General features: G+C 71.0%; 25 protein-coding genes. 11 read left to right on the forward strand and 14 right to left on the reverse strand.

The annotated features are described in order from the left end of the window. Positions 1–62: 62 nt before the first annotated feature. Positions 63–923, reverse strand: coding sequence for a signal peptidase I (lepB, locus tag OG584_RS27385; protein WP_405781744.1), 861 nt, complete (start codon positions 921–923; stop codon positions 63–65). Between the two features lie 196 nt (positions 924–1,119). Then, positions 1,120–2,964, reverse strand: a complete 1,845-nt coding sequence (locus OG584_RS27390; RefSeq protein WP_405781746.1) for an endonuclease/exonuclease/phosphatase family protein — start codon at positions 2,962–2,964, stop codon at positions 1,120–1,122. A 227-nt stretch (positions 2,965–3,191) separates the two neighbouring features. Here OG584_RS27390 and OG584_RS27395 point away from each other — a divergent pair, with 227 nt between their 5' ends. Next, entirely contained in the window at positions 3,192–4,652 is a 1,461-nt protein-coding gene (locus tag OG584_RS27395) for a hypothetical protein (protein WP_405781748.1), read from the forward strand. A gap of 69 nt (positions 4,653–4,721) precedes the next feature. Here OG584_RS27395 and OG584_RS27400 read toward each other — a convergent pair whose 3' ends face one another. After that, entirely contained in the window at positions 4,722–5,489 is a 768-nt protein-coding gene (locus OG584_RS27400; protein ID WP_405781750.1) for an SDR family NAD(P)-dependent oxidoreductase, read from the reverse strand. Positions 5,490–5,594: 105 nt separating this feature from the next. Between OG584_RS27400 and OG584_RS27405 the strand changes: the two genes are divergently transcribed. The 3 genes from OG584_RS27405 (at position 5,595) to OG584_RS27415 (ending at position 7,375) form a co-directional block, all read left to right on the forward strand. After that, on the forward strand, positions 5,595–5,825 hold the full coding sequence (locus OG584_RS27405; RefSeq protein WP_365855754.1) for a CarD family transcriptional regulator: 231 nt from the start codon (positions 5,595–5,597) through the stop codon (positions 5,823–5,825). A 657-nt stretch (positions 5,826–6,482) separates the two neighbouring features. Next, the gene (locus OG584_RS27410) at positions 6,483–7,097 is read left to right on the forward strand and encodes a TetR/AcrR family transcriptional regulator (protein ID WP_405781752.1); all 615 of its coding nucleotides are present in this window, start codon (positions 6,483–6,485) and stop codon (positions 7,095–7,097) included. 44 nt (positions 7,098–7,141) lie between these two features. Next, entirely contained in the window at positions 7,142–7,375 is a 234-nt protein-coding gene (locus OG584_RS27415) for a DUF6011 domain-containing protein (protein WP_405784310.1), read from the forward strand. A 52-nt stretch (positions 7,376–7,427) separates the two neighbouring features. Here the strand turns inward: OG584_RS27415 and OG584_RS27420 are convergent, their stop codons facing one another. Both OG584_RS27420 and OG584_RS27425 read right to left on the reverse strand, forming a co-directional pair. Further along, entirely contained in the window at positions 7,428–7,583 is a 156-nt protein-coding gene (locus OG584_RS27420) for a hypothetical protein (protein WP_405781753.1), read from the reverse strand. Positions 7,584–7,769: 186 nt separating this feature from the next. Continuing rightward, positions 7,770–8,417, reverse strand: coding sequence for a winged helix-turn-helix transcriptional regulator (locus OG584_RS27425; protein WP_405781755.1), 648 nt, complete (start codon positions 8,415–8,417; stop codon positions 7,770–7,772). An 88-nt stretch (positions 8,418–8,505) separates the two neighbouring features. Here OG584_RS27425 and OG584_RS27430 point away from each other — a divergent pair, with 88 nt between their 5' ends. Then, positions 8,506–9,717, forward strand: coding sequence for a pyridoxal phosphate-dependent aminotransferase (locus OG584_RS27430; protein WP_405781757.1), 1,212 nt, complete (start codon positions 8,506–8,508; stop codon positions 9,715–9,717). A gap of 39 nt (positions 9,718–9,756) precedes the next feature. Here the strand turns inward: OG584_RS27430 and OG584_RS27435 are convergent, their stop codons facing one another. The 7 genes from OG584_RS27435 to OG584_RS27465 form a co-directional block, all read right to left on the reverse strand. Then, positions 9,757–10,971 carry a TerD family protein gene (locus tag OG584_RS27435; RefSeq protein ID WP_405781758.1) on the reverse strand — a complete coding sequence of 405 codons (1,215 nt, stop codon included), beginning with the start codon at positions 10,969–10,971 and terminating at the stop codon, positions 9,757–9,759. 117 nt (positions 10,972–11,088) lie between these two features. Beyond that, positions 11,089–12,087, reverse strand: a complete 999-nt coding sequence (locus tag OG584_RS27440) for a zinc-dependent alcohol dehydrogenase family protein (protein WP_405781760.1) — start codon at positions 12,085–12,087, stop codon at positions 11,089–11,091. Next, positions 12,084–12,959 (reverse strand): carbohydrate ABC transporter permease, encoded by an 876-nt coding sequence (locus OG584_RS27445; protein ID WP_405781762.1) that lies wholly within the window; start codon positions 12,957–12,959, stop codon positions 12,084–12,086. Before OG584_RS27445 ends, OG584_RS27440 begins: the two co-directional genes overlap by 4 nt. Then, the gene (locus tag OG584_RS27450; RefSeq protein ID WP_405781764.1) at positions 12,956–13,903 is read right to left on the reverse strand and encodes a carbohydrate ABC transporter permease; all 948 of its coding nucleotides are present in this window, start codon (positions 13,901–13,903) and stop codon (positions 12,956–12,958) included. Before OG584_RS27450 ends, OG584_RS27445 begins: the two co-directional genes overlap by 4 nt. After that, positions 13,900–15,267 (reverse strand): ABC transporter substrate-binding protein, encoded by a 1,368-nt coding sequence (locus OG584_RS27455; protein WP_405781765.1) that lies wholly within the window; start codon positions 15,265–15,267, stop codon positions 13,900–13,902. The genes OG584_RS27450 and OG584_RS27455 overlap by 4 nt, the downstream gene beginning before the upstream one ends. Before the next feature lie 39 nt (positions 15,268–15,306). Next, complete coding sequence (locus tag OG584_RS27460) at positions 15,307–16,068, reverse strand: DeoR/GlpR family DNA-binding transcription regulator (protein ID WP_405784312.1); 762 nt, start codon at positions 16,066–16,068, stop codon at positions 15,307–15,309. Positions 16,069–16,316: 248 nt separating this feature from the next. After that, complete coding sequence (locus OG584_RS27465) at positions 16,317–17,141, reverse strand: NAD-dependent epimerase/dehydratase family protein (RefSeq protein WP_405781767.1); 825 nt, start codon at positions 17,139–17,141, stop codon at positions 16,317–16,319. A 255-nt stretch (positions 17,142–17,396) separates the two neighbouring features. Here OG584_RS27465 and OG584_RS27470 point away from each other — a divergent pair, with 255 nt between their 5' ends. The 5 genes from OG584_RS27470 (at position 17,397) to araD (ending at position 23,137) form a co-directional block, all read left to right on the forward strand. Then, the gene (locus OG584_RS27470; protein WP_405781768.1) at positions 17,397–18,359 is read left to right on the forward strand and encodes a 5-dehydro-4-deoxyglucarate dehydratase; all 963 of its coding nucleotides are present in this window, start codon (positions 17,397–17,399) and stop codon (positions 18,357–18,359) included. Beyond that, the gene (locus OG584_RS27475; protein WP_405781770.1) at positions 18,356–19,519 is read left to right on the forward strand and encodes a hypothetical protein; all 1,164 of its coding nucleotides are present in this window, start codon (positions 18,356–18,358) and stop codon (positions 19,517–19,519) included. Before OG584_RS27470 ends, OG584_RS27475 begins: the two co-directional genes overlap by 4 nt. A 233-nt stretch (positions 19,520–19,752) precedes the next feature. After that, positions 19,753–20,493, forward strand: coding sequence for a GntR family transcriptional regulator (locus tag OG584_RS27480; protein ID WP_405781772.1), 741 nt, complete (start codon positions 19,753–19,755; stop codon positions 20,491–20,493). Beyond that, a complete protein-coding gene (locus OG584_RS27485; protein WP_405781774.1) occupies positions 20,490–21,410 on the forward strand; it encodes a dihydrodipicolinate synthase family protein in 921 nt (306 codons plus the stop codon). Before OG584_RS27480 ends, OG584_RS27485 begins: the two co-directional genes overlap by 4 nt. Continuing rightward, positions 21,407–23,137: an L-arabinonate dehydratase gene (gene araD, locus OG584_RS27490; protein ID WP_405781776.1), complete on the forward strand. Its 1,731-nt coding sequence runs from the start codon at positions 21,407–21,409 to the stop codon at positions 23,135–23,137. The genes OG584_RS27485 and araD overlap by 4 nt, the downstream gene beginning before the upstream one ends. A gap of 41 nt (positions 23,138–23,178) precedes the next feature. Here the strand turns inward: araD and OG584_RS27495 are convergent, their stop codons facing one another. Then, complete coding sequence (locus OG584_RS27495; RefSeq protein WP_405781777.1) at positions 23,179–23,964, reverse strand: GNAT family N-acetyltransferase; 786 nt, start codon at positions 23,962–23,964, stop codon at positions 23,179–23,181. Between the two features lie 154 nt (positions 23,965–24,118). Between OG584_RS27495 and OG584_RS27500 the strand changes: the two genes are divergently transcribed. Then, entirely contained in the window at positions 24,119–24,913 is a 795-nt protein-coding gene (locus tag OG584_RS27500) for an HAD family acid phosphatase (RefSeq protein WP_405781778.1), read from the forward strand. Between the two features lie 54 nt (positions 24,914–24,967). On the opposite strand, the gene OG584_RS27505 is transcribed toward OG584_RS27500, so the two are convergent. Then, on the reverse strand, positions 24,968–25,405 hold the full coding sequence (locus OG584_RS27505; protein WP_405781779.1) for a hypothetical protein: 438 nt from the start codon (positions 25,403–25,405) through the stop codon (positions 24,968–24,970). Positions 25,406–25,416 lie beyond the last annotated feature (11 nt).

Consider the following 25,416-nt stretch of genomic DNA (forward strand, 5'->3'; position numbering starts at 1 on the left):
GACATGTCGGCGGGCCACCCGGATGAGCCGTCCGGAGTACGGCCTCGCGGGCCGGGCGGCCGCTACGGCAGGCTCGGGGCGCCCGCCCGGCGGGTCCGCCTGCGCCTGCGCCACAGGACCAGGGGCACGGCGCCCATCAGGCCGGCCGCGCCGGGGGCCGAGGCCGCCGCGGCGCTGAGACCGGACTGGCGGAAGGTGGCGGGGACCGGCAGGTTGTTCAGCCGGTCGAGCGGCCAGGCGATGACCTCGGCGCGCCCCACGACGTCCTTCACCGGGACGGAGCCGCCGCCCTTCTTGTCCTGGTGGTAGCGGGAGTCGGCCGAGTACTGGCGGTGGTCGCCCATGACCCAGATGTGCCCCTCGGGCACCTTGATCTTGAACTGGCCCTGCGGATCCGTGCTGCATGCGGTGTTGCCCGCGAAGACGTACGGCTCGGCGAGGGGTTTGCCGTTCACTTTCACGGGACCCGTGCCCTTGCACTCCACGGTGTCGCCGCCGACTCCGATGACCCGCTTGATCAGGTCCTTCTCGTTGGCCGACGGCATCAGCCCGATGTAGCTGAGCCCCTTCTGAACCGGATTGGGCCTGGCGGCCGGCTCATCCGCGAGCCAGCCGTCCGGGTCGTGGAAGACGACGACCTCACCGCGGTGCGGCTCCGCGCCGAACCACGGGGTCAGCTTGTCGACCAGCACCCGGTCGCCGGTCTGCAGGGTGTTCTGCATGGAGTCCGACGGAATGGAGAACGCCTGCAGCAGGAACGTCTTGATCAGCAGCGCGAGTACCAGCGCGACGACGACGAGCAGCGGCAGCTCCTTCCAGAAGGAACGCTGCGTGCTCCTGGTGGTCCTGCCGCGGCCCGGATCCCGCGCGTCCGACGCGTCGCTCTCCTGGTCCGACTCCGTGCCGACCGTCACATCCCCCACCCTCACTGCATTCGGGAGCTGGATAATTCCACCCAGATCTTCGCACGCGACGCGGCCGGCCCGGCCCACCCCTTTATCCCGGGCACATCCGGGAGCCGGGGCGGGCCGGGGAGCAGCGGGTACTCCGGGCGGGGGCGTGAGGCACGGCACTCCGCCCGGAGACCGCCGCGCGGCAGGCGGTGGTCAGCCGGCCACGCTACGGCCGGAAACGCAGCACGCTCGGGTCGTGGTCGCTGTTCTGGTCGGCGAACTCGGCGTTGATGTGGACGATGTCCAGCTGGTAGTCCCGGACCGACGGGCTCACCAGGACCTGGTCCAGGATCTGCGAATTGCCTTCGTAGACGTACGAGTAACGCTCGTTCGCCGGCAGTGAGTACGCCGTCGCCGACAGGGCCTTCCCATCGGTGAGGATCTTCGCTGTGCCGGAGAACTCGAAGTCGTTCAGGTCACCGAGGACCACGACCTCGGCGTTGCTCTGCACCGCACGGATCTTCTTCACGAAGGTGTTCACGGCCTTGGCCTGCTCGTGGCGGGCGGTCTCGGAACTGCGCGTCGGCGGCTGGTACTGGGAGTCGATCGCCTGGTCGCCGCCCTTCGACGCGAAGTGGTTGGCGACCAGGAAGACCTGCCTGCCGTGGAAGGTGAACTCCCCGGCGAGCGGCTTGCGGCTGTCCTTCCACGCGGCGTTGGCCGGGTCGACACGGCCGGGGGAGTAGGTCAGCGCGGCCTTGCCGCCCCGGGAGACGACGCCCGTGGCACTGGTCGCCGTGCCGCCCGCCCGGTCGGTGAAGCCGACGCGGGCCGGGTTGTAGAGGAAGCCCTGGCGGATGTTGCCGCCGGGCTCCCCGCCGTCCGCCAGGTCGACCGGGTCGATGGAGCGCCACTCGTAGCGCGGACCGCCCGCCGCGACGATCGCGTCGATGAACTTGCCGACCGTCACGTCGGAGGCGACGACCCCGTCGTTCTTGGCGCCGTCGTTGTCCTGGATCTCCTCGACGGCCACGATGTCGGGTGCCGAGAGGTTCCCGACGACGCCGGCCGCGAGCTTGTCGAACTTGCTCTGCGGGTCCGTCGGGTCCAGGTTCTCCACGTTGTACGTGGCGACGGCCAGCTCGTCCTTCTTCTGCTTCCGGGTGACCTCCGGCTTGATCCGGCCCGCCTCTACCTTGCCCAGCCGGCGGGCGACGACGGTGTACGTACCCGCGTACTGGTTGTAGTCCAGCGGGCCCTCGGTCGAGCCGGTGAGCGAGTCGCCGACATTCGCCGCGGGGACGGCACCGGCGGTGGCCGGATCCGACGACTGGATCATCAGCCGCCCGGTGTTCTGCGACGTGTACGCGTTGTAGAGCGTGCCGCCGCGCGGGGTGGGGCGCTCGCCGGGCTTCACGGTGACCCACAGTTCCCCGTAGGTGTCGGTCGCACCGGTGACCCGGGAGGTGCCGATCCGGACGTTCATGCCCTCCAGGGACTCATAGCGGTCGAGGGCGTACTTCTGCGGCCTCAGGGTGAGGCCGTTGATGCTGCCGCCGGCCGCCTTGTCGCCCGCCGGGGCGAAAGCGGCGGGCACAGTACGGGAGTTGATCACGGTCGCGGCCGGCACGGGGTTGCCCGACGAGACGACGGTCACGGCCGGCTTGCCGATCTCGGTGACCGACTGGTTCCCGGATGCGGCGCCGCCCGGTATGTACTCGTCGACCGTGCCGGAGACCGTGACCGAGTCGCCCACCGCGACGGCCGGTGCGGAGCCGGTGAAGACGAAGACGCCCTCGCTGGTGGCGGGGTCGGCGTCCGGGTCCGGGTCCTGGTACCAGAAGCCCTTGGAACCGGACGTCCGCACAGCCGTCACGATGCCGGGCACGCCGGCCACCTCCTTTCCGGCCAGCGGGGAGAGGCGGGTCGTGCCCTGGATGTCGTGGATCCTGACCGCGGCCGCACCGGCGGAGGCAGGTGTCACGACGAGCAGCCCGGCCGCCAGCGCGGCCGTGACCACGGCTGTGACGGCGGCGGGTTTGGCGTGGGGGAAAGCGGGGAGAGCGCGCATCTACAGAACTCCGGATGTGAGGGTGGAGCGGAGCGGGGCTACGTTCTACGCGCGTCAATCTCTTGTGTGGGCAGGGGAGTTGTCAAGGGTTCGAAGGTGGACGGCGTCCGACGGGTACGTGAACCAGGTTGCATGGGTCGAAATGCGTCTACGCTGGGTCGCCCGAACCGTACGTCCGAAGACCGTGCACACTCGCCGGCCGGTCTCAGCCCCGAGGAGAACCACCGATGTCCGGAGACCGCCCCACCCTGCCGCCGGTGCGGCTGAACTCCGAAGCGGAGCTCGCACGTGACGCGCTGGCCGCCCCTCTTCTGACGCGGGCCGTCCGGCTGGCGCGGTGGGCGGGTCCGGACACGCGCGTCGGCGCGGGGGGCGAGCTGGCCGATGAGCTGCTGCCCGCTGCCGCCGCCGAGCTCGGTCTCACCGCCGACGAGGACGGCGCCGCCCTGGCGAGCGAGGCGTGGCGGCTCGCCGTGGACACCGGCCTCGTCGACGTCGACGAGGCGCCGGAGGAGGACGGCGAGGGAACGGCGGCCCCCGGCGAGAACCTGGAGCTGATCACATCGGGCAGCCCCCAGGAGATCCTGGCGCTCTGGCTGGACGGCCTCGAAGCCGTGCACGCCGACGCCATCGCCCCGCAGTTCGACGACTTCGCCGACCTGGTGGGCGAGGACGGCGAGATCGACTTCGAGAAACTGGAGTGGGACCCGGACGCGGAGTCCGAGTTCCTCGACGGTGTACTCGGCAATCTCTATCTGCTGACCGTGACGGAGACCGGTGCCGAGGATGCGCCGGTCCCGCTTCCCGCGCTCGCCGCTTCGATGATCGTCCCCGATGACATGGGCGAGCCCACGGACGACGTACTGGAGCAGGTGTCCGAGGCGATGATGCGCCTCGACGACCAGTTCAGCCTGCTCGAACCGATCGGCCTCGTCGAGTACCACCCGGTCGACGAGGCGCTGATGGCCGAAGAGGCGGAGTACGCGGAGGGGCGGACGGAGCCGGAGCGGCCCGTGGACGACGAGGACGTCTCCCGGTACGGGATGGTGCGGCTCACGCCGCTCGGTCTGTACGGGATCCGCGCCCGGATGCTGGACGCCGGGGTCGACGCGCCCGCCGTCGGCGAGCTCGCTGACAAGGACGCCGGGGCCCTGCTCGATGCCCTCGCCGGCTTCCCCGAAGCGGCTGCACGGGCCGAGACCGTACTGTGGCTCAACGGCCGTGAACCGGCCGCCGCCGCCAAGGAGTTGCTGTCTGCCGCCCGGGGAGTGGACCGGGGGGCGCCGCTGCGCCGGCTGCACTGCCAGCAGGCGCTCTCGCTGGTGGCGGGCGAAGCGGCGGAGCACGAGGTCCGTGACGTCCTGGACGACGGGCAGCTCGGTGGGCTCGCCCGGGTCTGGCTCGCCGAGCGGGGCTCGGCGGACGTGCCGGCGCCGCCCGAGTCGATGATCTTCTGGCTGGCGATCGACACGCTGGCCGCGCAACTGGACGCTGAGGGTGAGGCCGAGGAGCTGCAAGGGCTCGTCGAGGGACTGACCGGGCAGCACAGCGGCTTCTTCGAGGCGGCCTGGCGGGTGGAGCACCCGGCTACCGCCGAGGTCCTGGAGGCGATGGGGAGGCTGCACCCGGACCGGAAGGCGGCGAAGGACGCCCGTAAGGCGGCCTTCAAGGCCAGGTCGCGGGCCTGAGGCTGGGCGCGTCCTGCCGGGGGCGGTACCGGGCGGCTGACCAGCCCGGTACCGCCCCCGGCGTACGCCTCAAGTCCGCAGGTAGGAAGCTCCGTTGACGTCGAGTACGGTGCCGGACGACCACTCGGCGGCCGGTGAGGCCAGCCAGAGCACAGCGGCCGCGATCTCGTCGGCCGACGCCACCCGGCCGAACGGTGACTGGGCGCGGATCGCCTCGCCCTCGGCGCCGCTCAGCCGGTCCGCCACCCGCTCGGTCCCGAAGAACCCGGGGGCGACCGAGGCGACCCCGATTCCGTACGGCGCGAGGGAGACGGCGAGCGACTGGCCGAGTGCGTGCACGGCTGCCTTGGTCGCCCCGTACGCCGGATGGTCGGGCTCCCCGCGGAATGCCCCGCGCGAGCCGATATTGACGATCCTGCCGCCGTTGCCCGCGTCGATCATGCGGCGCCCGGCGAGATGGCTGAGGTGTGCGGTGGCGAGCAGATTGACCGAAACATGACTCTGCCAGGCGGCCACCCACTCCTCGTACGGCGTTCCGGGCAGCGGGTGGCGGGCGTTCACGGCGGCGTTGTTCACGAGGACGTCGATCCCGCCCAGTCCCTCGGCCGCGCGTCCGGCGACCTCGGCGGCCACCGAGGCGTCCGACAGATCGCCGCCGACCAGCACATGGCCGGTCCCCGGGAGCGACGCGAGCGTGTGCCGGGCGTCGTCCTCCCGGGTGCCGTAATGCACCGCCACCCGGTCGCCGTTGCCGGCGAAGGCCTGGGCGGCGGCGCGGCCCAGACCTCGGGAGGCACCACTGATGAGCACGCGACGACCGGTCGCCGGGAATTCCATCCCCTGATCATCGCAGGAGGAATCCGCAGGGGGAATCACGGCCCCGGGGCCGTGCGGCGGGACAGACATAGCGTGAGGGGGGCTCGCGGGCGCATACTGAGAGCAATGACTAAGTCAGCCGGATCCCGGCGCCACCTGCCCTCCAGTCCCTTCAACCGCCCGGCGCAAGCCGCCGCACCCATCGAGATCTTCGATGTGGGCGACCGGGTTTCGCATGACCAGTTCGGGCTCGGAAGAGTCGTCGGCATCGAGGGCGACAATGACGCTGTGCTCATCGACTTCTCCGGGCGTCAAGGGAGGATTCTCAGCCCCTACGCCAAGCTGACCAAGCTCTGAGTCCGGCGAGGACAGGCCAGTCACGGACCGGGCGCCGTCCCTTGATCATGAGGGCGGCGACCGGTACGGAGCAGCGAGTGACAGGCCCTCCCGCGAGGAGGGCGCCGGCCGCGCTCCCGGCGAGTGCGGCGTGAGGTGACCCGGTGATGCACCGGGTCACCGTCTCGTTTGCCGTCCCCGGGCCCGGGGCGCCGAGCGCCCGCTCGGCCGCTGGAGAGCCTGCCGCGACCCGGACGGCGCGGCGCTTCCGGTGGCCGGATACCGATGGGGACCGTCGGGTTCAGGATCGTGAAAGTCCAGCGGCGCGACAGGCCGGACCCGTGCCTCGCGCCCAGTGCCCCGTCCGTCCAGGCCCGTACGGCGCTTCCCGGGCCCGGTGGCCCTCCGTGTGGCCCTGGGCCTCCCTGCGGGGTGTTGCCGGGCCCTTGGCGTCGCCGTTGCGGCAGGGGGCGGACATTGACGGCGGTGGGGCCGATGGCGACCATGGGAGAAGCGGTGACGCCGGCAGCGCGGACGAGACCGGGCCGTGCGGGCCGGGGCCCGGCGTCCGGATGACGGGCGGTACGGGCATGATCAACTCCCGTTGAGCGGACAGCGTTCACCGCCCGTGCAGCACGCGGAGGCTGTCTCCGGTTGTTGCCCGATACGATGCGGAGAATGTCCCGGGTTCGCGAGGAGCAGCTGATGCCGAAGCCGATGCGGGCCGATGCGCGCCGCAATTACGAACGCCTCCTGAAGGAAGCGGCCATGGCTTTCGCCGAACGCGGGGTGGACGCGTCCCTGGACGACATCGCGAAGCGTGCGGGCGTCGGCTCCGGCACGCTCTACCGTCATTTTCCGACGCGGCAGGACCTCCTCGAAGGGGTCTATGTCGACAGCATCGACGAACTCGCTGCCCAGGCCGTCGAGTTCGGTGCCTCGGCGCGTGCGCCGGGTGAGGCGCTCGCCGACTGGCTGCAGAAGCTGGCGGAGCAGATGATCCACCTGCGAGGTCTCAAGACGCTGCTCGGCGCGGCGATGGCCGACGGCTGCTCGCCGGTGATCTCGGACTGCAGCGGCCGTCTCAAGGACGCGGTGGCCGACCTGCTCGCGGCCGCGCAGAAGGCGGGTGCGGTGCGCGCGGACCTGGAGACCGCGGAGGTGCTCCGGCTCACCCATGCGGTGGCCACGGCGGCCGAGCTCGGTGCGAGTGGCCCGCCCGATGTGCGCCGCTACCTGGAACTGATGATCGAGGGGATCGGCGGCGGGGACCGGCGCGCGATGTGCCTGTGACCCCGGTGGAACCTTCGGCCGGGGGAGCCGGCCATCTGCCCGGAGTGACGGGCGCAGCCGTGGATGATGCCGCGGTGGAGGGCGGGGCGGTACCGGATGGTCCCGGCCGGACGGTGCTGTGCCGGATGTGCGGCAGGCCGCTGACGGGTGCCGCCTCGCGGCGCACCGGGCTCGGGCCTGCCTGTGACGCGAAGCTGCATCCGGCGGGGCCGGACATCCGCTCGCGCCGGCATGGAGTCGATCAGGACCCGATTCCGGGCCTGGACGGTCTGGACTGAAACGGTGGGGCGGGGCCCCGGTGGCCGGAGGGCGTCGGCCGGACAGGACCTACTAGGCCGCGGGCTCGATGCCGCCCTGTATGGCGGCGGCCCAGTCGAGAAGCAGCACTTCGTAGTCCTCCGAAGGCCACTCGCCGTCCGTCGTCTGGGCATCGACGAGCCTGCGAATGGCGTCGTTGGCCTGGGAGGCGGAAGGGGTGGTGGACATACGAACAAGGCTACGGCCTGCCACTGACAGTTAACCCTCATCTGCGCGTGGTATCGGTCACGTGTTCCGGGCGGGGGCGTGTTGTCCATCACTCCTACCGGCGGTAAGGCCCGCAGAGCCCTTAACGGGCCTTTATCAGGACGGAGTTCGGGAGGGTGAGGTTGCCCCGCGACGGTGCGACACGGCTCACTCCGGGCGCTGGGCGCCCGTCCCGGTCCGTGCTCCGTGCGGCGTGGTGGCCGACGGCGTGTCGAGCTGTACGCGGCCGTCCCGCACCCCGTCGTCGAGGGTGAGACTGCCGTCGCTGATGGCGATGCAGGTCTGGGCGTCCAGGGTGAGGCGGACGTCGGGGTGCTCGGCCGGGCCGTCGCCGTAGAGCGGCTCACCGCCGTCGGTGCGGATGTGGAACACACCCTCGTCCAGCCGGACCTCGACCAGTCCAGGGCCGAGCCCCGCCAGGCGCCGGGCCAGCGGGATGGCGAACCAGTGCGCGCGAAGGGCGTCGGTCGGCCGCCGCTCGGCCAGTGCGGGCGCGCCCCAGGCGGCGAGCGCGGCGAGGACGGGCAGCAGCTCGGTGCCCCGGGGCGTGAGCTGGTACACGGAGGCCGGTGCGGGCGGCGGCAGCCTGCGCCGTGTCGCCAGCCCCTCGCGCTCCATGCCCTTGAGGCGTGAGGCGAGCACGTCGGTGCTGACGCCCGGCAGGTCGGCATGGAGGTCGGTGTAGCGGCGGGGGCCGGCCAGGAGTTCGCGGACGATCAGCAGGGTCCAGCGGTCCCCGACGGCGTCGAGTGCGCGGGCGGCGGCGCAGTACTGGTCGTAACTTCGGCGTGGCATGCGAGGCAGTCTAAACAGAAAGTTGGACTTTCCAAGCTGTCACTTGGTAAAACCAAGTGAAGCAAGTGAGACCTGGGAGGGCCACGGCATGGAGTTCCGCCAGTCGAACAAACTGAGTGACGTCTGCTACGAGATCCGGGGCCCGGTGATCGACCATGCCAACGCACTGGAGGAGGCGGGGCACACTGTGCTGCGCCTGAACACGGGCAACCCGGCCGTCTTCGGATTCGAGGCGCCGGAGGAGATCGTCCAGGACATGATCCGGATGCTGCCCCAGGCGCACGGTTACACGGACTCGCGCGGCATCCTCTCGGCTCGGCGGGCCGTGGCCCAGCGCTACCAGGCGCTCGGGCTGCCCGATGTCACCGTCGATGACATCTTCCTCGGCAACGGCGTCTCGGAACTCATCTCGATGGCGGTCCAGGCGCTGCTCGAGGACGGCGACGAAGTCCTCATCCCGGCGCCGGACTTCCCGCTCTGGACGGCCGTGACCACGCTGGCCGGCGGTCGGGCGGTGCACTACCTCTGCGACGAGTCCGCGGAGTGGTACCCGGACCTCGACGACATGGCTTCGAAGATCACCGACCGTACGAAGGCCGTGGTGATCATCAACCCCAACAACCCCACAGGCGCGGTGTATCCACGCGAGATCGTCGAGGGCATCCTCGACCTCGCCCGCCGCCACGGTCTGATGGTCTTCGCCGACGAGATCTACGACCAGATCGTCTACGACGACGCCGTCCACCACTCCGCCGCCGCCCTCGCACCCGATCTGGTCGTCCTCACGTTCAGCGGCCTGTCCAAGTCCTACCGCGTCGCGGGTTTCCGTTCGGGATGGCTGGTCGTCACCGGGCCCAAGCAGCACGCGAAGAGCTATCTGGAGGGGCTGACGATGCTCGCCTCCATGCGGCTGTGCGCCAACGCCCCGGCCCAGTACGCCATCCAGGCCGCGCTGGGCGGCCGTCAGTCCATCAGGGATCTGACGGCGCCCGGCGGCCGCCTGCACGAGCAGCGCGACCGGGCATGGGAGAAGCTCAACGAGATCCCGGGGGTCTCCTGTGTGAAGCCGAAGGGCGCGCTCTACGCGTTTCCCCGGCTCGACCCGAGGGTCCACCGGATTCACGACGACGAGAGGTTCGTCCTCGACCTGCTGCTCCGCGAGAAGATCCAAGTGGTGCAGGGCACCGGCTTCAACTGGCCGCGCCCCGACCACTTCCGGATCCTGACCCTGCCCTACGCCGACGACCTGGACGCGGCGATCAGCCGTATCGGACGCTTCCTGGCCGGGTACCGCCAGTGACACCGGGGCCGGGCCGCCACCCGGCCCCCGCGCCCGGATCTACAGTGCCTGCGCCGCGGGCTTGACCATGCCGCGCACCGTGCGGGACTTCACGAAGTCGCCCACCGCTGTCATCTCCCACTCGCCCGAGAACTGCTTGATCAGCTTGGCCATCAGCACCCCGGTCTGCGGTTCGGCGCCGGTCAGGTCGAACCGGACCAGCTCCTCACCGCTTGCCGCATCGATCAGCCGGCAGTACGCCTTGGCCACGTCGGTGAACTTCTGCCCGGTGAACGAGTTGACCGTGAAGAACAGGGCGGTGGCCTCGGCGGGGATCCTTCCGAGGTCGACCACGATCACCTCGTCGTCGCCGGCGCCCTTGCCCGTGAGGTTGTCCCCGGAGTGCTTGACCGCGCCGTTCAGGATCGAGAGCTTGCCGAAGTAGCAGCTGTCGATGTGGTTGCGCTGCGGGCCGAAGGCCATGACCGATGCGTCGAGGTCGATGTCCTTGCCCTGGAAGGCGGGCTCCCAGCCGAGGCCCATCTTCACCTGGGACAGCAGCGGCTTGCCGCCCTTGACCAGCGAAACGGTCTGGTTCTTCCGGAGACTGACGCGCCCCTTGTCCAGATTGATCCGGCTCGTGGCGGCCGGGGCGGCCGGCGGCGCGGGGGGCGTCGCGGCCGGAGCGGCGACGGCGGTCCGGGGATCCGCCGGCGGCGCCGACGGCATCGGCGGAACTGCCGTCGGCGCCGGGACCGCCGCCGGCGCGGCGGGCTCCTCGACCGAGACTCCGAAGTCCGTCGCGATACCGGCCAGGCCGTTCGCGTACCCCTGGCCGACGGCACGGACCTTCCACGCCCCGTTGCGCAGGTAGATCTCCACGATGACCAGCGCGGTCTCCGCGCCCAGCCGGGGCGGGGTGAAGGAGGCCAGGACACTTCCGTCGTCCGTGGAGCGCACGGTGGCGGTCGGCTCGATGCCCTGGAAGGTCTGGCCCGCCGCGTCCGGGCTCGCGGTGATCACGATCTTGTCGATGCCCGCGGGGACCGCGGCCGTGTCCACCACGATCGCGTCCGGCGCCGAGCCGCCGCCGGACCGGTGGCTGACGCCGGGGCCCGACGGCTGGTTGTAGAAGATGAAGTCGTCGTCCGAGCGCACCTTGCCGTCGGCGGTGAGCAGCAGGCCCGACACGTCGAGCCGCACCGGAGCTGCCACGTCCACCGCGACGCGGGAGATCGGAAGCGGGATGTTCGAACCTGGGGTCATTGCGGTCATGTCCGGAGGAACGAGCGACAGCGCTTTACGGTTCCTTGAATCTTTTCCGGCCCCCTCGCACCGGCTCACTGCCGGTTTCCCGCCCTCGGTTCCCGCATCCCGGACGGCGGTGCCAGGTCACTGACCCGGCAGCACCACGATCTTCCGGCCGATGCCCGCCTTGAAGCGGTCGAGGGCGGCCGGGTAGCTCTCCAGCGGCATCCGGTCGCTGATGAACACGGCAGGGTCGAGCACCCCGGCGGCGAACAGCTCGGCGGCCCGCTCGTAGCTGTGCAGCACCGCCATCGAACCGGTGATCGTGATCTCCTGGTTGTAGATCCGGTACGGGTCGATCGTCGCCCGCGTCGCGTAGTCGGCGACCCCGAACTGCAGATACGTCCCCGCCTTGGCCACCCGTCCCAGACCGTCCTGGATCGCGGCGGCGTTCCCCGTCGCGTCGATGACGACGTCCCAGCCCTGCGGGGCCCGGTCCAGCTCGTCGGCGCCGCCCGCCGCGGCCGAGCAGCCGAGGCCGCGAGCGGTGGTGAGCCGCTCCTCGTTGATGTCGACCATGTCCACACTCGCAGCGCCGGTCCGCTTGGCCAGCTCCAGCATCATCAGCCCCATCGTTCCCGAGCCGTAGATCAGGACGTGCGATCCGAGCCTGCTGTTCAGCACGTCGTAGCCGCGCACCGCGCAGGACAGCGGTTCGATCAGGGCGGCGTCCTCGGTCCTCACGTGGTCGGGCAGTTTCACGCAGTTCGCGGCGGGAGCCACCGCGTACTCGGCTGCGCCGCCCGCCGTGGTCACCCCGATCGCCGCCCACTTCTCGCACATGTTGTTGTGGCCGAGGCGGCAGTAGCGGCACTCGAAGCAGTAGAGGGACGGGTCGACGGCCACCCGGTCGCCCGCGGCCAGCGAGGTGACGTCGGAGCCCAGCGCCACGACCGTCCCCGCGAACTCATGACCGGGCACCACCGGCAGGGTGGGTGCGAACTCGCCCTGGAGGATGTGCAGATCCGTGCCGCACAGCCCGCACGCGGCGACTTCGACGATCACGTCCCGCGGCCCGGGGGTGGGGTCCGGCACCTCGCCGTACCCGACTTTGCCGACGGCTTCGATGATGGCGGCCTTCATTTCACGGCTCCCAGCGACAGGCCCTGGACCAGTTTGTCCTGGGCGGCGAACCCTGCGGCGAGCACCGGCAGGGAGATGACGAGCGACGCGGCGCACACCTTCGCCAGGAACAGCCCCTGGCTGGTGATGAAGCCGGTCAGGAAGACGGGCGCGGTCTCGGCGACGACACCCGTGAGCACCCGGGCGAAGAGCAGTTCGTTCCAGCTGAAGATGAAGCAGATCAGGGCGGTCGCCGCGATGCCCGGCGCGGAGATCGGGGCGACGATCCTGGTGAGGATCACCGGGAGCCTGGCCCCGTCGACCCGTGCCGCCTCGATGACGGCCACCGGCACCTCAGCCAGGAAGGACTGCATCATCCACACCGCGATCGGCAGATTCATCGAGGTGTAGAGGATGACCAGCATCCAGATGTTGTCGAGCATCCCGGTGTTCTTCGCGAACAGATAGACCGGCAGCAGCCCGGCGACCACCGGGAGCATCTTCGTGGAGAGGAAGAAGAACAGGACGTCGGTCCACTTCTTCACCGGCCGGATGGACAGCGCGTACGCGGCCGGGAGCGCCAGCACCAGCACACAGAGGGTCGAGACGACCGAGGCCACGGCGGAGTTGGCCAGCGCCGGCCAGGGGCTCGCGCCGCCGCCCGCGCCGAAGAAGTCGCGGTACCCGTCGAGAGTGAGCGAGGCGGCGAGCGACGGCGGGTTGGTGGCCGCGTCGGACTCGGCGTGGAAGGAGGTCAGCGCCATCCAGGCGATCGGCAGGAAGAAGAGGATCCCGGCCAGCCAGGCCGCCAGGCCCAGCAGCGCACCCCTGGTGCGGGCGGCGGCGGGTACGCGGGCCGAGCGCTCGGCGGCCGCCGTGTCCGATGACGTCATGCGCGTGATGCCTCCTCGCTGAAGAGGGACGAGACCACGCGGAGCGCGAAGGTCGCGATGATGATCGTGCCGATGACGACCAGTACTCCGGCGGCCGACGCCAGACCGTTCTCGTGAGCCTGGTAGAAGGCCTGGTAGACCGTGTACGGAAGGTTCGCTGTGCCGAGCCCGCCCGAGGTGATGGTGAAGACGGCGTCGAAATTCTGCACGATGTAGATCGAGCCGAGCAGCGCGCCCAGCTCCAGATAGCGCCGCAGGTGCGGCAGCGTCAGATGGCGGAAGATCTGCCAGCCGCCCGCCCCGTCGATCCGCGCTGCTTCGATCAGCTCCGGCGAGCGGCTCTGCAGCCCGGCCAGCAGGATCAGCATCATGAAGGGCGTCCACTGCCAGATCAGCGCCGCCTCGACCGCGAGCAGCGGGGTGTTAGACACCCAGTCGGGCTGCGGTGCGCCCCCGCCGCCCACCCAGTGCAGCAGGCCGTTGAAGAGCCCGTACTCCGGGTTGTAGAGCACATGTTTCCAGAGCAGCGCGGCCGCCACCGGCACCACCAGGAACGGCGCGATGAGCAGCGTACGGACGAACCCCCGGCCCTTGAAACGGCGGTCGAGCAGCAACGCCAGGACGAGACCCAGCACCAGGCTGACGAGGACCACCGCGACCGTCAGCACCACGGTGGTGAGGACCGACTTGCGCAGGGCCGGGTCGGTGAGCACATCGGAGTAGTTGGCGAATCCGGTGAAGTGCCTGGCCTTCGGATAGAGCGCGTTCCAGTTGAAGAAGGAGATCACCACGGTTGCCACGAAGGGAAGTTGGGTGACCACGATCATGAAGATCAGCGCGGGCAGCAGCGGAGCACGGGTGGCCCAGGCACGCAGCCGGCCGCTCGGCGGGGACACGGGTGGGGAGACCGCGCGGGGCGCGGCCGGAGCGGTGGTCGCTGTCATCGTCCCTCGTACTCCTTCGCGATCTTCGCGGCGAGCCGCTGGGATGCGGCGATGGCCGATGCGACGGACTGGCGCCCGGCGATGGCCGCGCTGATCTCCTGGGAGACCTTGGTGCCGAGGTCCGTGAACTCGGGGATGCCGACGAACTGGATACCGGGCGCTGGGCGCGGCTGCACCCCCGGATCGTTGGGTCTGGCGTTCCTGATGGCGTTGAGTGTGACGTCCCCGAAGGCGGCGGACGCCTTGCGGTACGAGGGGTCGGAGTAGGTGGAGGCCCGCTTGCCCGCGGGGGCGTCGGACCAGCCGGTCTCCTTGCCGACGAGCTGCTCGTACTGCTTGCCGGACGCCCACGAGATGAACTTCCAGGCCTTGTCCGGGTTGCGGGCGCTCTTCTGGACGCCCCAGGCCCAGGTGTAGAGCCAGCCCGAGCTGGACGTCTTCTCGACCGGCGCGGGTACGTAACCGATCTTGCCCTTGACGGGGGACTCGGCCGACTCCAGCGACCCGGCGGCGGACGTCGCGTCGTACCACATGGCCGTCTTGGACTGGGTGAGGTCGTTCAGGCACTCGGCGAACCCCGACTGGGCGGCGCCGGACTCGCCGTGCTCGCGGACCAGCTGGACATAGAAGTCGACGGCCTGCTTGAAGGCGGGGGAGTCGAGCCGCGCCTTCCAGTCCTTGTCGAACCAGGTGCCGCCGAAGGTGTTGACCACCGTGGTCAGCGGGGCGATCAGCTCACCCCAGCCGGGCAGGCCGCGCAGACAGATGCCCTTCATGCCCGGTTTCGCGCCGTCGGCCTTCGCGGCCAGATCGGCGACCTGCTGCCAGGTGGGGTGGGCGGGCATGGTCAGGTGCTTCTGCGCGAAGACGTCCTTGCGGTACATCAGCATGGACGACTCGCCGTAGAAGGGCTCGCCGTACAGCTTCTTGTCGTCCCCGGTGAGGGACTGCCGCAGCGCGGGCAGGATGTCCTTCTGGTCGAAGGCGGTGTCCTTGGCCGTGTACGGGCCGAGGTCGTGCAGCCAGCCGTTCCTGGCGTAGATCGGGATCTCGTAGTTGCTGAGCGTGGCGACGTCGTACTGGCCTGCCTGGTTGGCGAAGTCCTGGCTGATCTTGTCGCGTACGTCGTTCTCGGGCAGCACGGTGAAGTTCACCTTGATGCCGGTCTCGCGGGTGAAGTGGGCGGCGGTGAGCTTCTGCAACTCCGTCATCTGCGGGTTGTTGACCATCAGCACATTGATCGAGTCCCCGCCGGACCCGCCTCCTCCGGCGCCGGTCCAGCAGCCGGACAGGCTGATGAGCAGCGCCCCCGATGCGGCCTGCGCGAGCAGTGCGCGCGGCCTCCGTCGGCTCGGGCTTCGCATGGATCGCTCCTCGGGTGGGTTGGACTCGGACCGGCCGTCTCAGACTCGGATGACCTGCGGTCCCAGCAGGGAGTAGCGGTGCGCCTCGGGTGCGGGCAGCAGCGTGCTGGTGACGATGGTTTCGAAGTCGGTGACATCGGCGAACCGGCAGAAGCTCGACGCGCCGAACTTGGTGTGGTTCCCGGCGAACACCCGGCGCCTGGCGGCCTTGACGGCCTGCGCCTTGACCTCGCCGACGGCCGGGTCGGGGGTGGTCAGGCCGTGTTCGCGGGAGATCCCGTTGGCACCGATGAAGGCCAGATCGATGACGAACCCGGAGAGCATCCGGGTCGTCCAGTGGTCGACGGTGGCGAGGGTGCCCGAGCGCAGCCGGCCGCCGAGCAGCAGGACCGTCGTCCGTTCGGCCAGGGCCAGCGCCCCGGCCGTCACCAGCGATGCGGTGACCACGGTCAGCGGCCGGTCGTGGGGCAGGGCCTCGGCGATCAGCTGGGGGGTGAACCCCTCGTCGATGAAGACCGTTTCGGCGTCACCGAGCAGTCCGGCGGCAGCCTCCGCGATCCGCCGCTTCTCCGGTACGTGCATCGTCGTACGGAAGTCCAGGGTGGTCTCGAAGCCCGCGCTCTCCACCGGGTACGCACCGCCGTGCGTACGCCGGACCAGTCCGTGGTTCTCCAGGGCCCGCAGATCACGGCGCACCGTCTCCCTGGCCACGCCGAGCCGGCCGGACAGCTCGGTGACATCGACCGAGCCTGCCTGCCGGGCGGCACGCACGATCTCGCGCTGCCGCTCCTCCGCGCTCACTGACACTGGGCCTCCTCGGGCTCCCGCTGGCTGTGTGGAGATTTGTACAGCGGTCCGAGTGGTGTGAACAGGGCAGGAACGGGCCTGATCATGACCGTTCCTGCCCGTTTCTGTCGACGGCGGCACCGTTCCGACCTGGGGCTGTGTGCCCGTCCGGGCATGCCAAAGGCCCGTCCGGCATGCCGGACGGGCCCGTTCGGTGCCCGTTCACGGGCGCCGGAGGTGTGGGGAGGCCGGTGCGGGCCGGGTCAGCGCGGCCAGATGGGCGGGTCGGTGAGGAACGGTCCGCCGAGGTGGGAGTGGGCGGGGTTCAGCGGATCGAGCTCGCCCTGTTCGGCGATGAGTCCCGCCGCGTACGGCTCGGAGTCGTCCTGCGGCTCGTACCCGAGCGCCCGCGCCGACGAGAGGTCCCACCAGATACGGGTGTTGGCGGACGATCCGTAGACCACCGAGTGGCCGACGGAGGGGGCGGTCAGCGCCGCGTGGAAGAGCCGGGCGCCGTCGGCTGGGCTCATCCAGACCGAGAGCATCCGTACGGACGTCGGCTCGGCGAAGCAGGAGCCGATCCGGACGGAGACGGTCTCCTGGCCGAACTTGTCCCAGTACAGCTGCGCCAGGTCCTCGCCGAAGCACTTGGACAGCCCGTAGTAGGTGTCGGGCCTGCGCGGGGTGTCGACGGGAATCAACGTGCCGGGAGCGGCGGGGACTTCGCCGCCCGGACTCGGGGTGTAGCCCACCGCGTGGTTGGAGGAGGCGAATACGATCCGGTCCACGCCCTCCTCGCGCGCCGCCTCGTAGAGGTTGTACGTGCCTTCGATGTTGGCCCGGAGGATCTTGTCGAAGGACGACTCCAGGGAGATGCCGGCGAGGTGGATGACCGCGTCGACCCCCCGTACCGCCTCACGCAGCGCCTCCCTGTCGGCCAGGTCCGCGGTGATCGCCGCCGGGTCGCCCTCGACCGGTACGGCGTCGAGGAGGCGCAGCTCGTAGCCGTACGCGGGCAGCAGGCCCCGCATCAGGGTGCCGAGGCCTCCGGCGGCTCCGGTGAGCAGGATGGTGCGGGGAGCGGGCATGAGCGGGTCTCTCCTCGGTGGATCGGGACCGGCCGGACGCGATGGGTGGATGCGTCCGTGGATGATATTCACATGCGTGGACAAATTAAAGAGCCTCGCCGAGCCTCGTCAAGTGTCGGGCGGGGCTGCGGAATCCGCCTCTGTCGTGGCGTTTCGCGTCTTGACCGTCCCCGCCCGGCTGGCTTAGCGTGGCGCTGTTCAGAAATATAGACACAGATCAGAACTGTGCACGACTGGATGACCCAGGGAGCGCCCGTGTCCTCAGCCCCGCTCGCCGGCCGACTTGACGGTCTGCTGTTCTTCCCCGTGACCCCGTACGGGCCGGACGGCGCCGTCGACCTCGATGCCTTCCGCACGCACGTGCGCAGCGGTATCGACTCCGGTGCGGCCGCGGTCTTCGCCTGCTGCGGTACGGGGGAGTTCCACGCGCTCGGCCCCGAGGAGTTCGCCGCGGTCGTCACCGCGGCGGTCGAGGTGAGCGGGGGCCGGGTGCCTGTCGTCGCCGGCGCCGGGTACGGCACAGCACTCGCCGTCCAGTTCGCGAGGGCGGCCGAGGAGGCGGGCGCCGACGGGCTGCTCGCCATGCCGCCGTACCTCGTCGCCGCGGGCCAGGACGGGCTGATCCGCCACTACGCGGCCCTCGCCGCGGCCACATCGCTCGACATCATCGTCTACCAGCGCGACAACGCCGTGTTCACGCCCGAGACGGTGGTGGCCCTCGCGCAGGTCGACGGGATCATCGGACTCAAGGACGGGCACGGGGACCTCGACCTGATGCAGCGCATCATCAGCGCGGTGCGGACCGGCCTGCCGGGCCGGGACTTCCTCTACTTCAACGGACTGCCCACCGCCGAACTCACCGCGCTCGCCTACCGCGCCATCGGCGTCACGCTCTACTCGTCCGCGGTCTTCTGCTTCGCGCCGGACATCGCACTCGCCTTCTACCGCGCGCTGCGCTCCGGCGACGACGGGACGGCGAACCGGCTGCTCGACGTTTTCTACCGGCCACTCGTCGAGCTGCGCAACCAGGCGCCCGGATACGCGGTTTCGCTGATCAAGGCGGGGGTGCGACTCGGCGGGCTGGACGTCGGCGAGGTCCGTCCGCCGCTCGGCGAGCCGTCCGCCGAGCACATCGGCGAGCTCGCCGCCATCACCGAGCGGGGCCGCGCCGCACTGGCCGTCCCGGTGGGTGTGGCAGGTCCGGGGGAGCGGGCGTGAAGACCTCGGCCTTCCTCTACCCCTGGGACGTCGTCGGCGACCCGCAGGCCCCGGCCCGCATCGCGGAACTGGGCGTCCAGCAGGTCACCCTCGCATCCGCCTACCACTCGACCCGCGCTCTGACGCCGCGTCACCCCCGGCACCGGATCGTCACCGCGGCGCACGCGTCCGTCCTCTACCCCGCGTCCGGGGAACTCTGGGCCGGGCGCGGACTGCGCCCGTACGCCGCAGGGGACTGGGCCCCCACCCCCGACCCGTACGGAGAGGCCGCCGCGGCGCTGGCCGGCGCCGGCCTGGAGGTCCACAGCTGGGTGGTCCTGGCGCACAACTCCCGCCTGGGCGCCGAGCATCCCGGAACGTCGGTGGTCAACGCCTACGGGGACCGCTACCCCTGGGCGCCCTGCATCGCCCAGCCCGCCACCCGGGCCTACCTCACCGACCTGGCCGCCGAGGCCGCGGTGCGGCCCGGTGCGCTGGGCACCGAACTGGAGTCGCTCGGCTGGTACGGCCTCGCCCATCTGCACGCCCACGACAAGATCGCCGGAGTGGGGCTCGGCGACGCGGGCCAGTACCTGATGTCGCTCTGCTTCTGCCCGGCCTGCGCGCAGGGCTACGCCGGACTCGGCCTGGACGCAGGGGAGTTGAGCGCGGCTGTACGCCGGGCGCTGGAGCCGGTGTGGACCACGGGCCCGTCCGGGGCGGGCCACGCCGCGATCGAGGAGCTGCTGGGGCCCGATGCGACCGCGGCGACGCTCCAGTGGCGCGCCCGGACGGCCCGGACGCTTCAGGAGCAGGCCGTCGCCGCGGTACGGGCCGCTGCGGCGCCCGGCTTCCAGGTGCTGCTGCACGCCGACCCGGTGGCGTACCACTGCGGTGCGAACGCGGGCGTCGACCCCGGGCACATCCTGTCCGTCGCCGACGGTGTGGTGGTGCCCTGCACCAGCGGTCCCGCCCTCCTGGCGCCGTTCGCCGGGCACCGTACGGAAGGCTCGGTGATCGCGGCCAACCTCACCGTCGTCTCCGGCATGGGAGGCAGCCCGGCCACCCTGGCCGACGACGCGGCCCGCGCCGCGGGACTCGGCGCGACCGAACTGCGGCTGTACCACGCGGGACTGGCGTCCGACGCCGACCTCACGCTCGTACGCGCCGCGCTGTCCTGACACCCGGGCGCACGAGAGCGGCGGCGCGGCGGCCCGCCGGCCGGTGGCCGTCACCGCCCCCGGCGCCCTGACGTCCACGCACGAGGGGGCCAGGGCGGCCTCCCCACCGGCCGCGCCGGGCGGACGCGTGGGGCGCACGCCCCCTTGACGTCTCACCGGTGCGGGCCTAGCTTCAGCGCGTCGTACTTCGTACGTCATATATGAGACGCGATACGCGAGATCTGAGAGCCCTCATGACCTTTGCCCCGAGCCCGGCCCCCTCGCGGACCCAGTACGTCCTGGACGCGGTCAGACACGCCATCCTCACCGGGCAGTTCAGCCCCGGACAGGCGCTGGTGGAGACCGAACTGGCCGCGTGGGCCGGGGTGTCCAAGACCCCCGTTCGCGAGGCGCTGAAGACCCTCGCGGGCACCGGGCTCGTCGTCATGAGCCAGTACAAGGGCGTCACCGTCCGCACCGTGGACGCCGCCATGGCCCGCGACGTGTACGACGTGCGGCTGCTGCTCGAACCCGGGGCGCTGCGGCGGACCGTCAGCGGGGCGGCGCCCCTGGACGCAGCGCGGGACGCTCTGGCGCGTGCCGACGCGGCCACGGACCGCGCCGAACGGTCCCTCGCCAACCGGGATTTCCACCGAGCCCTCTACCTCCCCTGCGGCAACCCGCTCCTGGTGAGGATGCTCGACGAGGTGCGAGATCAGGCCGCACTCGTCGCGGCCGTCGCCTGGGCCGCCGAACCCTCCTGGGACCGGGAGGCCGGTGAACACCGCGACATCCTGCGGTTCGCAGGCGAGGGCGACGCCGAGCGCGCGGCGCGCGCCCTCCACCACCACATCGCCGGGTTCGTCGCTCGGGCGTTCCCCGCATCCATCTCCGCAGGCGCATCCACCTCCGCAGGCGCACCCGCTTCCGCAGGCGCGTCCGCATCGGCAGGCACGGACGCATCCGCGGACGCACAGGGAGGCACATCCCGATGACCGCCCCACAGACCTTCGCCCGGCTGCGCGAGGCGCTCGCCGGTGTCGTCGCGATCCCCGTCACCCCGTTCGCCGGCGACGGCACGATCGACGAGCGTGCCCACCGCGCCCTGCTGCACAGGCTCACCGGCGCCGGTGTACGGACGCTGACGCCCAACGGCAACACCGGCGAGTTCTACGCCCTCACCCCGGAGGAACGCCGCCGCGTCACCGAACTGACCGCTGACGCGGTGGCGGGAACGGCCGGCGGCACCGTCCTGGCCGGCGTCGGCCACGACCTGCCCACCGCGACCGCCGCCGCCCGGCACGCCAGGGACTGCGGCGCCGGGATGGTGATGGTCCACCAGCCCGTCCACCCGTACGTCTCACAGGACGGCTGGGTCGACTACCACCGCGCCGTCGCCGACGCCGTCCCCGAGCTGGGCGTCGTCCCGTACCTCCGCGATCCGCACCTCGCCGGTGCCCGCCTCGCCGAACTGGGCGAACTGTGCCCCAACGTGATCGGGGTGAAGTACGCGGTCCCCGACTCCGCGCGATTCGCCGCCTTCGCCCGCGACGCGGGCCTGGGCCGCTTCGTCTGGATAGCAGGGCTGGCCGAGCTGTACGCGCCGTCCTACTTCGCCTGCGGAGCCACCGGATTCACCTCGGGGCTCGTCAATGTGGCGCCCGGTCTCGCCCTGGAACTCCTGGCCGCCCTGCGCGCGGGTGAGTACGCCGCCGCGATGCGGATCTGGGAGCGGGTCCGCCCCTTCGAGGAGCTGCGCGCCGCCGAGCGCTCCGCGGACAACGTCGCCGTGGTGAAGGAGGCGCTCGCATCGCTGGGACTGTGCCGGCGTGACGTCCGCGCGCCGAGCCGGGCGCTGACCGGTGAGCGCCGCGCCGAGGTCGCGGCGATCGTGGCCCGGTGGGCCGTATGAGCGGCGCACGCCGGGAGCCCGAACAGCTGCGCAGCCACCAGTGGTACGGCACCGACGGGCTCCGCTCCTTCAGCCACCGCGCCAGGACCCGACAGCTCGGCTACCTCCCGGAGGAGCATCTCGGCAAACCCGTGATAGCGGTGCTCAACACCTGGAGTGACATCAACCCCTGCCATGTCCATCTCCGCGACCGGGCCCAGGCCGTGAAGCGCGGAGTCTGGCAGGCCGGCGGATTCCCTCTCGAATTCCCGGTGTCGACCCTCTCCGAGACATTCCAGAAACCGACGCCGATGCTCTACCGCAACCTCCTCGCCATGGAGACCGAGGAGCTGCTCCGCTCCTACCCGGTGGACGGGGCCGTCCTGCTCGGCGGCTGCGACAAGTCGACCCCGGCGCTGCTCATGGGAGCGGCCTCGGTGGACCTTCCCACCGTGTTCGTCCCCGCGGGACCGATGCTGCCGGGGCACTGGCGTGACGAGGTCCTCGGCTCCGGCACCGACATGTGGAAGTACTGGGACGACAGGAGAGCGGGCCTCATCGGTGACTGCGAGCTGGCCGAGCTGGAGAACGGGCTCGCCCGCTCGCCGGGCCACTGCATGACGATGGGTACCGCGTCCACACTCACCGCGGCAGCCGAAGCGCTGGGTGTCACCGTCCCCGGCGCCTCGTCGATCCCGGCCGTCGACTCGGCCCACGACCGGATGGCCGCAGCCTCCGGCCTGAGGATCGTGGAACTGGTCCACCAGGATCTGCGGCTGTCGCAGATCCTCACCCGGGACGCGTACGAGGACGCGGTGGCCACCGTGCTCGCCCTCGGCGGTTCCACCAACGCCGTCATCCACCTGATCGCCATGGCGGGCCGGTCGGGGACCGGGCTCACCCTCGACGACTTCGACCGCATCGCCCGCACGGTTCCGGTGCTCGCCGACGTCCGCCCCGGCGGGCGCTATCTGATGGAGGACTTCCACTTCGCCGGCGGGCTCCCCGGATTCCTCGGCCGGCTGACCGATGTCCTGCACCTGGACCGGCCCACCGTCTCCTTCACGACGCTGCGCGAGCAGATCGCGGGAGCCCCCGTGCACAACCCGGAGGTGATCCGGCCACGCGAGAACCCGCTCGCCGACGAGGGCGGCGTCGCCGTGCTGCGGGGCAACCTCTGCCCCGACGGCGCGGTCATCAAGCACATCGCCGCCGAACCCCGGCTGCTCAGCCACACCGGGCCCGCGGTGGTGTTCGACGACTACCGCACCATGCAGCGCACCATCAACGATCCGGAGCTCGGCATCACCGCGGACCATGTGCTCGTCCTGCGCAACGCGGGCCCCAAGGGCGGTCCGGGAATGCCCGAGTACGGAATGCTGCCCATCCCGGACCACCTCCTCAAGCAGGGTGTCCGGGACATGGTGCGGATATCCGACGCCCGGATGAGCGGGACGAGTTACGGCGCGTGCGTGCTGCACATCGCCCCCGAGTCGTACGTCGGCGGACCGCTCGCCCTGGTCCGCACCGGGGACCTGATCACTCTGGACGTCCCCGCCCGTACGCTCCGCCTCGAGGTGTCCGACGAGGAGCTGGCGCGGCGCGCATCCGCGTGGACCCCACCGCCCGCCCGGTACGAACGCGGCTACGGGGCCCTCTACAGCGACCAGATCACCCAGGCCGACACCGGCTGCGACTTCGCGTTCCTGTCCCGGGCCGGACAGGTGCCGGACCCTTATGCGGGCTGATTCGCGCGCCAGGGAGGTCCGGGCCGCCGGGACAGCAGGCGCTACCCCCGCACCCCGTACACATGGGGAGTGGTGGTGGTGAGTGCGGCGAAGCCCAGGCGCCGGAGGATCGGGCGGCTGTCGTCGGACGCGTCGACCTGGAGGAGCCGGACCCCGTGCGCGGCCGCGATCGCCGCGCGGTGCGCGACCAGGGCGCGGTAGATGCCGCGGCCGCGCCAGGCCGGAGCCGTGCCGCCGCCCCAGAGACTGGCGAACTCGGTGCCCGGATGGAACTCCATCCGGGCACCGCAGACCGGCTCGTCACCGGCCATCGCCACCACCGCGGCAATCGAGCCGGGGTCCTCGGCCAGCCGGGTCAGCACCTGGTGGTGGATCCGCGAACCGTCCTCGCCGAACGCCGCCTCGTGGGCACGCGTCATGAGCGCCACCCCGGCCGCGTCCGTCACCGTACGGAGCCGCACCCCCGCCGGCAGCCGCACCTCCGTCGGCAGCTCCCGGACCTCGGCGACCATCAGGGTCTCCGCCGGCTCGGGCGTGAAGCCGGCCGCCACGAGCCGGTCGGCCAGATCGGCGGGGCCGTCGTGGGCGTACAGCTTCCACTCGAAGTCCCGGTTGAGCGCGGTGAAATGCCGCACCTCCCCGGCGACGGCCGCATCAGCGGTGGCCCGGTCCAGGTCCGACCAGACGACGCCGTTCCAGCTGTCGGCGTCCGGGCCCGTCTGCCGCACGATCCCGCCGACGCGCTCGACCACGCCGCCGCGCCCCTCCGGCCGGGCGTCCCGCCGCATCTGCAGGTCGAACGCCGCCCGCACCGCTCCTGTATCCATCCGATCACTCAACAACCGGGCCCCGCACGCCGCAACCGGGTTTCCTCGCTACGGATGCCGCAACGGATGCGCAAAGGGTCTTGTCAAGTCCATGTGATGCGCGTAGACAACCAGTGACCTGCAGCCCGTCACACCAGAACCGGAGCACATCCGCATGCCCTCCAGACTCACCAGGATCTCCGCCTGTACGGTCGCGCTCGCCGCAGCCGGCAGCGCCCTCTACGGCATCGGCGCCGCCAGTGCCACCGCCGACAACTCAGTCCCGCGGACGGACCGTGACATCCCCAACGTCACCAAGGTCGAGGACAGCATCAACGCCTACTACGGTGGCACGGCCGATGCGTCGGGCGTCTACCAGGCCTCGCCGGAGAGCAACTACGCCAAGCAGGTCCGGGGTATCGAGGCCCGCGCGAAGCGGCAGATCGCCGACGCCGTCCACCGCACCGGGCACGGCCGCAAGCCCGCCATCGTGCTGGACGTGGACGACACGACGCTGCTCACCTACGACTGGGAGAAGAAGTACGGCTTCGCCTACAACGCGACCGCCTTCAACGACTACGTCCAGAGCGCGCGGTCGATCGCGGTCTTCGGAATGCCCGACGTCGTCAACTACGCGGCGAAGAAGGGCGTCACGGTCTTCTTCCTGACCGGACGCGACGAGTCGCAGCGTGCGGCGTCGGCCGTCAACCTCACCAAGACCGGCTACGAGGTGCCGGTGGACAGGCCGCATTTCTACCTCAAGGACCAGACGGCCGTCCCGTCCTACCTGAGCTGCGGAAAGCCGAAGTGGACCTGCACCACTGTCCAGTTCAAGTCCGGCACCAGGAAGCACATCGAGTCGCTCGGCTACAGCATCGTCGCCAACTTCGGGGACCAGTACTCCGACCTCGACGGTGGCTATGCCGACAAGACGTACAAGATCCCGAACCCGATGTACTTCCTTCCCTGATCCGCTCGGGCCCGCGCCGACCGCAGGCCGCCGACGCCGGCCGCACCGCCCCGGTCACATGGCCGGGGGCGGTGCGGACCGCCGGGCCGTGACCGTCTCGTACCGCAGCGCCATGCCTGTGACGACCGCGCCGGTCCCCTCCCACAGCCCCACGCCGAGGAACCCGGACGGGGCGCGGCCGGACACGACGGCTGTGGTGAAGACCGCGAACGTCAGCAGCCGGAACGGCACCGTCCAGCGGAAGAAGGCCCTCCAGTCGGCTGCCGCCGCCAGGACGTAGTACACGCCCATGTTCACAGCGGCCATCGAGGAGGCCGTGATGAAGGTCCGGGTGTAGTCGGAGGCCGGGCGGCCGGACGCGGGTGCCGAGAAGCCCATGACCTTCAGCAGCGCGTCGGGCGACAGCAGACCGACGGCACCCAGCGCGACGGCGAGCACACCGAAGACGGCCATGGTCCAGCCGGCGGGGGAGCGGGGCAGTTTTAAGGCCATGGCGGCACCCT

Source organism: Streptomyces sp. NBC_00859 (assembly GCF_045161865.1).
Classification (GTDB): Bacteria; Actinomycetota; Actinomycetes; order Streptomycetales; family Streptomycetaceae; genus Streptomyces.

Coding starts and splice junctions, on each gene's coding strand:
- OG584_RS27425 (WP_405781755.1), bottom strand. CDS start 8,417: ATGCCACGCCGAAGTTACGACCAGTACTGCGCCGCCGCCCGCGCACTC.
- OG584_RS27430 (WP_405781757.1), top strand. CDS start 8,506: ATGGAGTTCCGCCAGTCGAACAAACTGAGTGACGTCTGCTACGAGATC.
- OG584_RS27440 (WP_405781760.1), bottom strand. CDS start 12,087: ATGAAGGCCGCCATCATCGAAGCCGTCGGCAAAGTCGGGTACGGCGAG.
- OG584_RS27420 (WP_405781753.1), bottom strand. CDS start 7,583: ATGTCCACCACCCCTTCCGCCTCCCAGGCCAACGACGCCATTCGCAGG.
- araD (WP_405781776.1), top strand. CDS start 21,407: ATGAGCGGCGCACGCCGGGAGCCCGAACAGCTGCGCAGCCACCAGTGG.
- OG584_RS27395 (WP_405781748.1), top strand. CDS start 3,192: ATGTCCGGAGACCGCCCCACCCTGCCGCCGGTGCGGCTGAACTCCGAA.
- OG584_RS27405 (WP_365855754.1), top strand. CDS start 5,595: ATGACTAAGTCAGCCGGATCCCGGCGCCACCTGCCCTCCAGTCCCTTC.
- OG584_RS27455 (WP_405781765.1), bottom strand. CDS start 15,267: ATGCGAAGCCCGAGCCGACGGAGGCCGCGCGCACTGCTCGCGCAGGCC.
- OG584_RS27495 (WP_405781777.1), bottom strand. CDS start 23,964: ATGGATACAGGAGCGGTGCGGGCGGCGTTCGACCTGCAGATGCGGCGG.
- OG584_RS27505 (WP_405781779.1), bottom strand. CDS start 25,405: ATGGCCTTAAAACTGCCCCGCTCCCCCGCCGGCTGGACCATGGCCGTC.
- OG584_RS27445 (WP_405781762.1), bottom strand. CDS start 12,959: ATGACGTCATCGGACACGGCGGCCGCCGAGCGCTCGGCCCGCGTACCC.
- OG584_RS27410 (WP_405781752.1), top strand. CDS start 6,483: ATGTCCCGGGTTCGCGAGGAGCAGCTGATGCCGAAGCCGATGCGGGCC.
- OG584_RS27465 (WP_405781767.1), bottom strand. CDS start 17,141: ATGCCCGCTCCCCGCACCATCCTGCTCACCGGAGCCGCCGGAGGCCTC.
- OG584_RS27485 (WP_405781774.1), top strand. CDS start 20,490: ATGACCGCCCCACAGACCTTCGCCCGGCTGCGCGAGGCGCTCGCCGGT.
- OG584_RS27500 (WP_405781778.1), top strand. CDS start 24,119: ATGCCCTCCAGACTCACCAGGATCTCCGCCTGTACGGTCGCGCTCGCC.
- OG584_RS27435 (WP_405781758.1), bottom strand. CDS start 10,971: ATGACCGCAATGACCCCAGGTTCGAACATCCCGCTTCCGATCTCCCGC.
- OG584_RS27480 (WP_405781772.1), top strand. CDS start 19,753: ATGACCTTTGCCCCGAGCCCGGCCCCCTCGCGGACCCAGTACGTCCTG.
- OG584_RS27400 (WP_405781750.1), bottom strand. CDS start 5,489: ATGGAATTCCCGGCGACCGGTCGTCGCGTGCTCATCAGTGGTGCCTCC.
- OG584_RS27450 (WP_405781764.1), bottom strand. CDS start 13,903: ATGACAGCGACCACCGCTCCGGCCGCGCCCCGCGCGGTCTCCCCACCC.
- OG584_RS27390 (WP_405781746.1), bottom strand. CDS start 2,964: ATGCGCGCTCTCCCCGCTTTCCCCCACGCCAAACCCGCCGCCGTCACA.